The organism is Streptomyces sp. NPDC001663 (assembly GCF_042893105.1).
GTDB lineage: Bacteria > Actinomycetota > Actinomycetes > Streptomycetales > Streptomycetaceae > Streptomyces.
This window is the reverse complement of the sequence record NZ_JBIAUR010000018.1, coordinates 59,066-71,041: the sequence shown is the minus strand read 5'-3', so window position 1 is coordinate 71,041 and position 11,976 is coordinate 59,066. Positions and strand designations below refer to the sequence as shown.

10 protein-coding genes are annotated in these 11,976 nt (G+C 69.5%); 3 read left to right on the top strand and 7 right to left on the bottom strand.

Going from position 1 to position 11,976, the window contains the following annotated elements:
* Positions 1–3: 3 nt before the first annotated feature.
* From ACFY1L_RS43275 to ACFY1L_RS43250, 6 genes are all read right to left on the bottom strand, one after another.
* A complete protein-coding gene (locus ACFY1L_RS43275; RefSeq protein ID WP_388837949.1) occupies positions 4–1,260 on the bottom strand; it encodes a cysteine desulfurase in 1,257 nt (418 codons plus the stop codon).
* A complete protein-coding gene (gene sufC / locus ACFY1L_RS43270; RefSeq protein ID WP_388837946.1) occupies positions 1,257–2,021 on the bottom strand; it encodes a Fe-S cluster assembly ATPase SufC in 765 nt (254 codons plus the stop codon). The genes ACFY1L_RS43275 and sufC overlap by 4 nt, the downstream gene beginning before the upstream one ends.
* Positions 2,022–2,028: 7 nt before the next feature.
* Complete coding sequence (locus ACFY1L_RS43265; protein ID WP_388837943.1) at positions 2,029–2,349, bottom strand: non-heme iron oxygenase ferredoxin subunit; 321 nt, start codon at positions 2,347–2,349, stop codon at positions 2,029–2,031.
* Positions 2,349–3,530, bottom strand: a complete 1,182-nt coding sequence (gene sufD / locus ACFY1L_RS43260) for a Fe-S cluster assembly protein SufD (RefSeq protein WP_388837941.1) — start codon at positions 3,528–3,530, stop codon at positions 2,349–2,351. The genes ACFY1L_RS43265 and sufD overlap by 1 nt, the downstream gene beginning before the upstream one ends.
* 61 nt (positions 3,531–3,591) lie before the next feature.
* Positions 3,592–5,016: a Fe-S cluster assembly protein SufB gene (gene sufB / locus ACFY1L_RS43255; RefSeq protein ID WP_388837938.1), complete on the bottom strand. Its 1,425-nt coding sequence runs from the start codon at positions 5,014–5,016 to the stop codon at positions 3,592–3,594.
* Entirely contained in the window at positions 5,013–5,765 is a 753-nt protein-coding gene (locus ACFY1L_RS43250) for a helix-turn-helix transcriptional regulator (RefSeq protein WP_388837935.1), read from the bottom strand. Before ACFY1L_RS43250 ends, sufB begins: the two co-directional genes overlap by 4 nt.
* 172 nt (positions 5,766–5,937) lie before the next feature.
* Here ACFY1L_RS43250 and ACFY1L_RS43245 point away from each other — a divergent pair, with 172 nt between their 5' ends.
* Genes ACFY1L_RS43245 through ACFY1L_RS43235 form a run of 3 tightly spaced genes read left to right on the top strand, consistent with a single transcriptional unit; the run spans position 5,938 to position 8,485 of the window.
* Positions 5,938–6,786 carry an aminoglycoside N(3)-acetyltransferase gene (locus ACFY1L_RS43245; RefSeq protein WP_388837932.1) on the top strand — a complete coding sequence of 283 codons (849 nt, stop codon included), beginning with the start codon at positions 5,938–5,940 and terminating at the stop codon, positions 6,784–6,786.
* Positions 6,787–6,797: 11 nt separating this feature from the next.
* A complete protein-coding gene (locus ACFY1L_RS43240) occupies positions 6,798–7,721 on the top strand; it encodes an ABC transporter ATP-binding protein (protein WP_388837929.1) in 924 nt (307 codons plus the stop codon).
* Positions 7,722–7,768: 47 nt separating this feature from the next.
* Positions 7,769–8,485, top strand: a complete 717-nt coding sequence (locus ACFY1L_RS43235; RefSeq protein ID WP_388838464.1) for an ABC transporter permease — start codon at positions 7,769–7,771, stop codon at positions 8,483–8,485.
* A 16-nt stretch (positions 8,486–8,501) separates the two neighbouring features.
* Here the strand turns inward: ACFY1L_RS43235 and ACFY1L_RS43230 are convergent, their stop codons facing one another.
* Positions 8,502–11,852 (bottom strand): BTAD domain-containing putative transcriptional regulator, encoded by a 3,351-nt coding sequence (locus tag ACFY1L_RS43230; protein WP_388837926.1) that lies wholly within the window; start codon positions 11,850–11,852, stop codon positions 8,502–8,504.
* Positions 11,853–11,976 lie beyond the last annotated feature (124 nt).

Here is an 11,976-nt window from a genome sequence, read left to right as displayed (position 1 = left end):
CCTTCAGCCGAAGAAGTTCCGTACGTGCTCCAGCCCCTCGACCAGTGCGTCGATCTCGGCCGGCGTGGAGTACAGATACAACGACGCTCGCGTGGTCGCAGGAATTCCGTAACGCAGGCAGACCGGCCGCGCGCAGTGGTGGCCGACGCGGACCGCGATGCCCTGCTCGTCGAGGACCTGGCCCACGTCGTGCGGGTGTATGTCGCCGAGCGTGAAGGAGATCGCGGCGCCCCGGTCCTCGGCCGTGGTCGGGCCGATGATCCTGAGGTCCGGGACCTCGCCGAGCCGCTTCACCGCGTACTCGGTGAGCGCGTGCTCGTGGGCGAGGATCTTGTCCATGCCGATCGCGGACAGGTAGTCGATCGCCGCGCCCAGGCCCACCGCCTGCGCGATCGGAGGCGTGCCCGCCTCGAACTTGTGCGGCGCGGGAGCGTACGTCGACGAGTGCATCGACACCGTCTCGATCATCTCGCCGCCGCCCAGGAAGGGGGGCAGGTCCTCGAGCAGCTCCTGACGGCCCCAGAGGACGCCGATGCCGGTCGGGCCGCACATCTTGTGGCCGGTGAAGGCCACGAAGTCGGCCTGCAGCGACTGCACGTCCAGCGGCATGTGGGGGGCTGCCTGCGAGGCGTCGATGCACACCAGCGCGCCGACCTCCTGCGCGCGGCGCACGATCGCCTCGACGGGGTTGACCGTGCCGAGGATGTTCGACACCAGCACGAAGGAGACGATCTTCGTCTTCTCGGTGATGATCTCGTCGATGTTGGAGAGGTCGAGGCGGCCGTCGTCGGTCAGGCCGAACCACTTCAGCTTCGCGCCCGTGCGCTGCGAGAGCAGCTGCCACGGCACGATGTTGGAGTGGTGCTCCATCTCCGTGATGACGATCTCGGTCTCGTGGTCCACGCGGTAGGGCTCGTCGGCCCAACCCAGCATGTTCGCCACGAGGTTGAGCGACTCGGAGGCGTTCTTGGTGAAGATCACCTCGTCGCGGCTCGGCGCGTTGATGAACGACGCGACCTTGTCGCGCGCGCCCTCGTACAGCGCCGTGGCCTCCTCGGCGAGCACATGCACACCGCGGTGGACGTTGGCGTTGTAGCGCTCGTAGTACTCGTTCAGGGCGTCGAGCACCTGGCGCGGCTTCTGCGAGGTCGCCGCGTTGTCCAGGTACACGAGCTTCCGGCCGTCGTGGACCTGCCGGTCCAGGATGGGGAAGTCCTTGCGGATCGCCTCTGTGTCGAGGAGGCCCGGCAGCTGTGTCACGCGGATGCGCCACCCTTCGTGTATGCCTCGTAGCCCTCGTCCTCCAGCTTGTCGGCGAGCTCGGCGCCGCCGGACTCGACGATGCGACCGCCGGAGAAGACGTGGACGTAGTCGGGCTTGATGTAGCGCAGGATGCGCGTGTAGTGCGTGATCAGCAGGGTGCCGACCTCGCCCGTCTCACGGACGCGGTTGACGCCCTCGGAGACGATGCGGAGCGCGTCGACGTCCAGACCGGAGTCCGTCTCGTCCAGGATCGCGACCTTCGGCTTGAGCAGCTCGAGCTGGAGGATCTCGTGGCGCTTCTTCTCACCGCCGGAGAAGCCCTCGTTGACGTTGCGCTCGGCGAAGGAGGGGTCCATGTTGAGACGCTCCATGGTCTCCTTGACCTCCTTCACCCAGGTGCGCAGCTTGGGGGCCTCGCCGCGGATGGCGGTGGCGGAGGTGCGCAGGAAGTTCGACACGGAGACACCCGGGACCTCGACCGGGTACTGCATCGCCAGGAACAGGCCCGCGCGGGCGCGCTCGTCGACGGACATCTCCAGGACGTCCTCGCCGTCGAGGGTGACGGTGCCACCGGTGATCGTGTACTTCGGGTGACCCGCGAGCGAGTAGGCGAGCGTCGACTTGCCGGAGCCGTTGGGGCCCATGATGGCGTGCGTCTCGCCCTGCTTCACGGTCAGGTCGACACCCTTGAGGATCTCCTTCGTGGCGTTGTCGGCCTCGACGGTGACGTGCAGGTCTCGGATTTCAAGCGTTGCCATGGGTGCCTCAGGACTCCTGGGTGAGGGAGACGAGCACGTCGTCCCCTTCGATCTTTACGGGGTATACGGGGACGGGGCGCGTCGCGGGCAGGCCGGACGGCTTGCCGGTGCGGAGGTCGAAGCTGGAGCCGTGCAGCCAGCACTCGATCTGGCAGTCCTCCACCTCGCCCTCGGAGAGCGAGACGTTCGCGTGCGAGCAGATGTCGTGGATCGCGAAGACCTCGCCCTCGGTACGGACGACCGAGACCGGCGTGCCGTCGAGTTCCACCCGCTTGGGGGTGTCCTCCTCCAGCTCGCTCAGCCCGCAGGCGCGTACGAAAGCCGACATCAGACCGACGCCTCCAGCTCCTCGTCGATCTTCACGAGCAGGCGCTCCTGAATGTCGTCGACGCCGATCTGCTGGACCAGCTCGGCGAAGAAGCCGCGGACCACCAGGCGCCGGGCCTCGTCGGCGGGGATGCCGCGGGCCATCAGGTAGAAGAGCTGCTCGTCGTCGAAGCGGCCGGTCGCCGAGGCGTGGCCGGCGCCGACGATCTCGCCGGTCTCGATCTCGAGGTTCGGCACGGAGTCGACCCGGGCGCCGTCCGTCAGGACGAGGTTCCGGTTCATCTCGTACGTGTCGGTGCCCTCGGCCTTGGCCTCGATGAGGACGTCGCCGATCCACACCGCGTGGGCGGCCTCGCCCTGGAGCGCGCCCTTGTAGGCGACGTTCGACTTGCAGTGCGGGGTGTTGTGGTCGACCAGGAGGCGGTGCTCCTGGTGCTGGCCCGCATCCGTGAAGTACAGACCGAACAGCTCGGCCTCGCCGCCGGTCCCGGCGTAGGCGACGCGCGGGTGCAGGCGTACGAGGTCGCCGCCGAAGGTGACCACGAACGACTTGAAGGTGGCGTCCCGGCCGATCAGCGCGTTGTGCTGACCGACGTGCACGGCCTTGTCGTCCCAGTCCTGGACGGAGACGACGGTCAGCTTGGCGCCGTCGCCCAGGATGTAGTCGACGTTGGCGGCGAGCACCGCGTCACCGGTGTGGTCGATGACGACGACGGCCTCGGCGAAGGCTCCGAGCTCCACGACCTGGTGGCCGTAGGCGACTCCGCCCTCGCCGTGCACGGCGATGCGGATCGGCTCGGTGAGCACCGTCTCCTTGGGGACGGTGACCACGCCGGCCTTCTCGAACGCCGAGTACGCCTGGGCGGCGACGCGGTCCACCGGGGTGCCGGCCTTGCCGAGGCGCGGGTCGTCACGGTCCACGAGTTCGACGGTGACGCCCTCGGGGGCCTCGACGGCGACCTTCACGCCCTCGCCGGTCGCGACGGCGGTGCCGTCGTGCAGCCCGCGCAGGCGCTCCAGCGGGGTGAACCGCCACTCCTCCTCGCGGCCGTGCGGGACCGGGAAGTCCGCCACGTCGAAGGACGGGGGCGCGCTCATGCGCGTGGCGACGGTCGACTCGGCGGCCACCGCGATCTGGCCGGCGGTGGTGGACCCCACCGGGATGTTCTGAGCCTCAGCCATGGCTGTCGGTCTGCTCTCTTCCTACGTCAAGAAATCTGGCTACTGCTTCGGGAGGTGGGTCTTAACCGACCGCGCCTTCCATCTGCAGCTCGATCAGCCGGTTGAGCTCGAGGGCGTACTCCATGGGCAGCTCCTTCGCGATGGGCTCGACGAAGCCGCGCACGATCATGGCCATCGCCTCGAACTCGCTGAGGCCACGGCTCATCAGGTAGAAGAGCTGGTCCTCGGAGACCTTGGAGACGGTCGCCTCGTGGCCCATGGACACGTCGTCCTCACGGACGTCCACGTAGGGGTACGTGTCGGAGCGGGAGATGGTGTCGACGAGCAGCGCGTCGCACAGCACGTTCGACTTGGAGCCGTGGGCGCCCTCGCCGATCTCGACGAGACCGCGGTAGGACGTACGGCCGCCGCCGCGCGCCACGGACTTCGACACGATGTTGGAGGACGTGTTCGGCGCCATGTGGACCATCTTGGAGCCGGCGTCCTGGTGCTGCCCCTCGCCCGCGAAGGCGATGGAGAGGGTCTCGCCCTTGGCGTGCTCGCCCATCAGGTAGACGGCCGGGTACTTCATCGTCACCTTGGAGCCGATGTTGCCGTCGATCCACTCCATGGTGGCGCCCTCGTAGGCGACGGCGCGCTTGGTGACCAGGTTGTAGACGTTGTTCGACCAGTTCTGAATGGTCGTGTAGCGGCAGCGGGCGTTCTTCTTGACGATGATCTCGACGACCGCGCTGTGCAGGGAGTCCGACTTGTAGATCGGGGCCGTACAACCCTCGACGTAGTGCACGTAGGCGCCCTCGTCGACGATGATCAGGGTCCGCTCGAACTGGCCCATGTTCTCCGTGTTGATACGGAAGTAGGCCTGCAGCGGGATCTCGACGTGCACGCCCTTCGGCACGTAGATGAAGGAACCGCCGGACCACACCGCGGTGTTCAGCGACGCGAACTTGTTGTCGCCGACCGGGATGACCGTGCCGAAGTACTCCTTGAAGAGCTCCGGGTGCTCCTTCAGCGCGGTGTCGGTGTCCAGGAAGATGACACCCTGCTCCTCCAGGTCCTCGCGGATCTGGTGGTAGACGACCTCGGACTCGTACTGGGCCGCGACACCGGCGACGAGGCGCTGCTTCTCCGCCTCCGGGATGCCGAGCTTGTCGTACGTGTTCTTGATGTCCTCGGGCAGGTCCTCCCAGGACTCCGCCTGCTTCTCCGTGGAGCGCACGAAGTACTTGATGTTGTCGAAGTCGATGCCCGAGAGGTCCGAGCCCCAGTTCGGCATGGGCTTCTTCTCGAACAGGCGCAGGCCCTTGAGACGGAGCTTGGTCATCCACTCCGGCTCGTTCTTCTTCGCGGAGATGTCCCGGACGACGTCCTCGTTGATGCCTCGCTTGGCAGAGGCACCGGCCACGTCGGAGTCGGCCCAGCCGTATTCGTAATTGCCCAGACCCTCGAGCTCAGGGTGGGCAGTCTCCTCGATGGGGAGCGTCATGCTGGGTTCCTCCCGGCGGTGCTTGCAGTTGCGTTATGGGTGGCTTGGGAAATCTTTGGGATGAACGTCGTGCAGACGCCGTCGCCGTGCGCGATGGTCGCCAGTCGCTGGACGTGCGTGCCGAGCAGCTGGGAGAAGATCTCGGTCTCCGCCTCGCACAGCTGCGGGAACTTCTCCGCGACATGGGCCACCGGGCAGTGGTGCTGGCAGAGCTGCTCGCCTTTTTGCGGGAGGGGGGCGCTGCGCGCCGTAGCAGCGTACCCGTCCGCGCTCAGGGCCTTGGCCAGGGCTTCGGTGCGCTCCTCGGGGGCGGCGGCCTCGATCGCCGCGCGGTAGGCGGCGGCCTGCTCGGCGATCCTCGCGCGCGCGAAGGCGACGACCGCCTCGTCCCCGCCGAAGCGCTCCGAGATCCAGCGCAGAGCGTCCGCGGCGAGCTTGTCGTAGGACTGGTCGAAGGCGTCGCGGCCGCAGTCGGTCAGGACGAACACCTTGGCGGGACGGCCGCGCGTCCGCGCGCCGTACACCCGCTGCTCCCGCGCCTCCACGACGTCGTCGGCGACCAGCGCGTCCAGATGCCGCCGTACGGCCGCGGGGGTGAGCCCCAGCCGTCCGGCCAGCTCGGTGACGGTCGACGGCCCGTGGTCCAGGATGGACCGCGCGACCCGGTTGCGCGTGGAGCGCTCCCCGGTCGCGTGCTCTTCCTGGTGCGCCCCCGTGGGGGTCTCCAGAGCCTCGCCGACGTTTTTCACAACGCCATTGTTGCGTAATTCCTCAGGACCGGGCAAGCCGCGTCCGGATCGATCGACGGTGCCCTACGTCACTTAGGTTCACCTAATCTGACCTGCGAAAACGATCTTTGATCGATCAAAGACGAGCCAATTCGGTGGCGCCTCGGGACCCCTTCCGGAACACTCCCCAACCATGTCGACACCCCCTCCGACCGGCCCTCTTGTCACCCGCGACACGGTCGCCGCACAATTGCGCACACTGGGCGTCGAGACCGGCGAGACCCTCCTCGTGCACTCCTCGCTCTCCAGCCTCGGCTGGGTCTGCGGAGGCCCCGTCGCGGTCGTCCAGGGACTTCTCGACGCGCTCGGCCAAAAGGGCACGCTGGTCGTCCCGACCCAGACCGGCGACCTCTCGGACCCTGCGCTGTGGGGGAACCCTCCGGTGCCCGAGGAGTGGTGGGAGCGAATACGGGCCACCATGCCCGCCTACGACCCCCTGGTCACACCCTCGCGCGGGGTCGGCGTGATCCCGGAAACGGTACGGCGGTGGCCGGGCGCCCTGCGCAGCGCCCACCCCCAGACCTCGTTCGCGGCACTCGGCCCGCGCGCGGCGGAGATCGTCGACGGCCACGCGCCGGACTGCCGGCTCGGCGAGCGCAGTCCGCTGGCGCGGCTCGAGGCCCTCGGCGCCCGGGTGCTCCTGCTCGGGGCCGGATATGGCAGCTGCACCAGCTTCCACCTGGCCGAGTACCGCATACCGTCGCCGCTGGTGAAGGTGGGCCGCCCCGGCCAGGCGGGCTGGGAGGTGGTGACCGAGGTGTCGATCACCTCGGAGCGGTTCGACGAGCTCGGGTACGACTTCGAGCGGGACCGCCCGGTCGTACGGGGCACGGTGGGGGCGGCCGACGTACGGCTGTTCCCGGTGGCGGACGCGGTGGCGTACGCCGAGCGGTGGCTGGCGCTGCACCGCTCCCGGGAGGAGGAACTACCTGCTGGTGGAGATCCTGCACCCGCCGCTCCGGGGCGCGGACGGCGTACCTAGACTCTGGACCCATGCGAAGTGAGCCCGTGCTCCAGGTTCAGGCCCTGGTGAAGCGGTACGGCACGAAAACCGCGGTGAACGGCCTCGACCTGGTGGCCAAGGCCGGCGTGACCGCCGTACTCGGTCCGAACGGCGCGGGCAAGACGACCACGGTCGAGACGTGCGAGGGGTACCGGAAGCCCGACTCCGGGACGGTGCGCGTGCTGGGGCTCGACCCGGTGCGCGAGGCCCGCGGGCTGCATCCGCGCATCGGCGTGATGCTGCAGTCCGGCGGCGTCTACTCGGGTGCGCGGGCGGACGAGATGCTGCGGCACGTGGCGAAACTGCACGCGAACCCGCTGGACGTGGACGCGCTCATGGAGCGGCTGGGCCTCGGCTCCTGCGGCCGGACGACGTACCGCCGGCTCTCCGGCGGCCAGCAGCAGCGCCTGGCCCTGGCCATGGCGGTGGTGGGCCGCCCCGAGCTGGTCTTCCTGGACGAGCCGACCGCCGGCCTCGACCCGCAGGCCCGGCACGCCACCTGGGACCTGGTGCGCGACCTGCGCGCCGACGGCGTCTCGGTCATCCTGACCACGCACCACATGGACGAGGCCGAGCAGCTCGCCGACGACGTCGCGATCATCGACGCGGGCCGGGTCATCGCCCAGGGCCACCCGGAGGAGCTGTGCCGCGGCGGCGCCGAGAACACGCTCCGCTTCACGGGCCGTCCGGGTCTCGACGTGGGGTCGCTGCTCAAGGCCCTGCCCGCCGACTGCACGGCCGCGGAGCTGACGCCGGGCTCGTACCGGGTCGTCGGCAAGGTCGACCCGCAGCTGCTCGCGACCGTGGCGTCCTGGTGCGCGCAGCACGGGGTGATGCCGGACCGGATCTCGGTCGAACGGCACACCCTCGAAGACGTATTCCTCGAGCTCACCGGCAAGGAGCTGCGCTCGTGACCACCGGCACCTATGCACCGCGGCCGGGTGCGGCCCCCCTCCCCCGCATGATCGCGGCGCAGGCCGCCCTCGAGACGAAGATGCTCCTGCGCAACGGCGAACAGCTCCTGCTGACCGTCGTGATCCCGACGTTGTTGCTGGTCCTGTTCAGCTCGGTGGACATCGTCGACACGGGCGCGGGCGAGGCGGTGGACTTCCTGGCGCCGGGCATCCTCGCCCTCGCGGTCATGTCCACGGCCTTCACGGGCCAGGCGATCGCCACGGGCTTCGAACGCCGCTACGGCGTCCTCAAACGCCTCGCCTCCTCACCGCTGCCCCGCTGGGGCCTGATGACGGCGAAGACGGCGTCGGTGCTGGTCACGGAGGTCCTCCAGGTCGTCCTCCTGACGGTGATCGCCTTCGCACTGGGCTGGTCCCCGCACGGAAACCCGGCAGCGGTCCTGCTGTTGCTGATCCTGGGCACGGCGGCCTTCTCCGGCCTCGGCCTCCTCATGGCGGGCACGTTGAAGGCGGAGGCGACCCTGGCCGCCGCCAACCTGGTCTTCCTGCTGCTCCTCGTGGGCGGCGGCGTGATCGTCCCGATGGACAAGTTCCCGCAGGGCGCGCAGGACGTGCTGGGGCTGCTGCCGATTTCTGCCCTGTCGGACGGGTTGCGGGACGTGCTGCAGCACGGGGCGGGGATGCCGTGGGGGGACCTGGGGGTTCTGGGGGTTTGGGCGGTCGTGGGGCTGGCGGTTGCGGGGAAGTTCTTCCGCTGGGAGTGAGCCCCGCCAAGCCGGCTCAGCGGACCCACATCTGAGAGACGAGTGGCCCGAAGCCCAGCGCGGTCTGGTAGTTGCCGAGGCGGGTGGAGATGAAGGCCACCTGCTTGACGTTGGCCACGGGGATCCACACGGCCTCGTCTATGACCTTCCGGTCGACCTGCGTCCAAAGCCGAAGGGCCCGGGCGGGGTCGGAGTCCTCGGCGGCCTGGGCGGACGCCACGAGCCGGTCCAGTGTCGGGGAACAGTACTCCGCGAGGTTCATCGTGCTGCTGCCGTCGGCGAGACGGAAACCGTCGCACGTGAGGTTGAGCGTGAAGTAGGTCGAGGCTGACGGGTAGTCGGGCAACCACCCCTGGAACATCAACTGCGCCCGTGTTCGTGAGTCCGCCACGGTGTTCCAGTAGCGGTTGTCCCTGGGGAGGACGTGCAGGGTGGGGCGGTAACCGAGCTCGCCCAGAAGCTCCACGAAGTACTTGGCGACGCGGTGGGACGACTCCACGGTCCAGGTCCACACGCCCACCTCCATGCCCGCGGTGCCCGACGCCTCGATCAGTTTCCTGGCCCGGTCGAGGTCGGGTCCTGACCACCGGCCGTCAGGGCTCGGAGAGCGCGTGTACGGGCAGTAGGGGCGGTAGCCGGGATACCCCGGTGGCAGGGACTGGCAGGTGAGGGACGCGATCTCGGACCCGCCCATCAGGGTCACCAGTCTGTTGCGATCGACGGCGTAGGAGAGGGCCTGACGGACCCGCTTGTCGTCGAAGGGGGGCACCCGCGTGTTGAGGGTTTCGTAGGCCATGAAGAACCACGGGTCCGTGCGGAGCCGGCTGGGGTACTGCACGGCGAGTCGTCGGAAGTCGGGCTGTCGGGGATGGGTGTTGAGGTACATCGCGAGGTCCGCCCGGCCAGCGTTGACCTCCGCTATCTGTTTCTCGGTCGTCGCGACCGTCCGCCAGCGGATGACGTCGGGGTAGCCAGCCGGTTGGGCCACGTGGGACCACTGCCGGAAGTACCGATTCCGTGCGAGGGTGAGCTGCTTCCCCTTGCGGTACTCGGCGACCCGGTACGGGCCGGTCGAAGGCACGGGGCGGTTGCCGACGTTCTTGTCAGAGATGCCCGATGGCGTCGGCGAAACGAATAGGGCGAGCCTGCTCAGGAAGTCCGGGTCCGGCGCGGTGAGACGGAAGGTGACGGTGGACTTCGCGTCGTCGGTCGTGATCCCGCGTGAGAGGTCGCAGCGTTCTGGGTGGGCCAGGCACGCGGCCCCACCGATGATCCCCGTGAAGTACACAGGATTTCCCTCGCCTACGGTAAGCGCCCGCTCCACACCACGACGGAAGTCCGCGGGCCTGACGACCCTGCCGTCGGAGTAGCGGATCCCCCGCCGCACCGTGAAGGTGTACGTGCGCCCGCCGTCGGCCGCCCGTGGAATCTCGGTCGCCAGGTCCGGGACGAGCGTGAGTTCCGAGCCTCCGGGCACCTGGCGCCAGCCGACGAGATGGTCGTAGACCACGCTGAGTGCCAGGGTCGCCTCGGCGCTGTACACGTTCGCCGGATCGATACCGAATGCGGCGGCGCCGCCGAAGCCCAGCACGGTCAAGGTGCCCCCGCGATGAGCCGGCGACGCGAAGGCCCGGGCTCCGGCCCACACCGTCTCTCCGGCCAGCGCCAGCCCTCGCGGCGAACTGCCCGTGTGAACCGTGCGCACCGGCCGCGCCGTACGGAGATCGAGCCGGACCACGGTGGCGTCGTACTCGTTGCTCACCCAGACGCCCTCCGGTCCGGCGGCGACTGTGCGGGGGCCGTCGCCCACTTCCTGGGAGGTGACGATGCCGGTGTGCGTGTCGATGCGGGAGACCGTCAGCGACCCCCCGTTGGCCACCCAGACCGCGTCCTCGGTGACGGAGACGCTCCGCGGCCCCGTGCCCACCGGGATCGGCCCGCGGGCCTGACCCGTGGCGGCATCGACCGGAGTCACCGTGTCGTCCAGGCTGTTGGCCACCCAGACCGCGTGCTTCCCCACGCCGATGCCGGTGGGCGCCCTGCCCACCGCAACTTTCGGGCCGACCCGTCCCGACTCGGGATCGATCCGCCGGATCGCGTTGTCGCCGCTGAGCGCGACCCACACCCCAGCGGGGCCGACAGCCACGGCCGAGGGCAGGTTGCCGACCTCGACCGTGTCGACGACCCGGTCGACAGAGGCGTTGATCCGCGAGACCGTGCGGTCACCGCTGTTGGCGACCCAGACGTCGTCACCGCTCACGGCGATGGCGACGGGACCGGATCCGACCGGGATCAGCTGCACGGCGCGCGTCTGCGGATCGATACGGCTGACCGAGTCGTCCCCGCTGTTCGCCGCCCACACCGAGCCCGCGCCCCAGGCCAGCCCGTCGGGACTCTGGCCGACCTGCACGGGCGGACCACCGCCACCGGTCACGGCGCCAACGGTGTTGGCATCCAGCGGGACGGGGACGGAGCGGGGCGCACTCGCGCCGGAAATGAGCCCCACGCACAGTGCGGCGATCGCAGCGAAGGACACGACCGGGGCCGGGATTCGACGCCGCCGCGCCGTGACCGGGACCGCCCTCCGTTGCGGTACGGCGACGGCCGGGTCATGGGCCAGGACCGCCTGATGCACCTGCTGCACCGACTCGTCCGGATCCAGGCCCAGTTCGTCCGCCAGACGGTCCCGTAACCGCCGATAGCCAGCGAGTGCCTCGGCCTGCCGACCGCACCGGTACAACGCGAGCATCAACTGCGCACACAGCCGCTCCCGCAACGGATGGGCGGCGACCAGCTGCTCCAGCTCGCCCACGACGGCCGCGTGCCGTCCCAGTGCCAGGTCCGCGTCGATGCGCGCCTCGAGCGCGGACAGCCGTACGTCCTCCAGGCGCGCAGCCTCACGTCGTACGAACCCGTAGTCGCCCAGGTCCTCCAGCACCGCCCCGCGCCAGAGCCCGAGCGCCGCCCGCAGAGTCCTGCCCGCCTCGGCATACCGGCCCGCGTCCAGCTCCGCGCGCCCCTTGCGGACCGATTCCTCGAAGCGCCCCGCGTCCGTCGTCGCGGGGTCGACCCGCAACAGGTAGCCGCGGCCCTGGGTCACCAGCATCTCGGCAGGAGAGCCTCGGGCCCGGTCCGGCTCCAGGGTCCGGCGCAGATGGAAGACGTACGTCTGCAGCGAGGTGACGGCCCCGTCGGGCGGGTCGTCGCCCCACACCTCGTCGACCAACCGGTCCAGCGGGACCGTCTTGTCCGCCTCGATCAGCAGCAGGGCCAGCACCGCGCGCTGCCGTGGTCCGCCCAGCGGCAGCGCGGAACCGGAACGCAGCACCCGTAACGGGCCGAGCAAGCCGAATTCCGTGGCTGACATGGCACATCGCCCTCGTTCCAAGCCGGTGCCAAGGCGTTCCAAGCGCCTGCCGAGGAGCCTAGCGCCGCGACGCGGTGAAGTGTGACCCAGTTCACGTAACAGCCGCTCGCCGAAGAGGCATTGC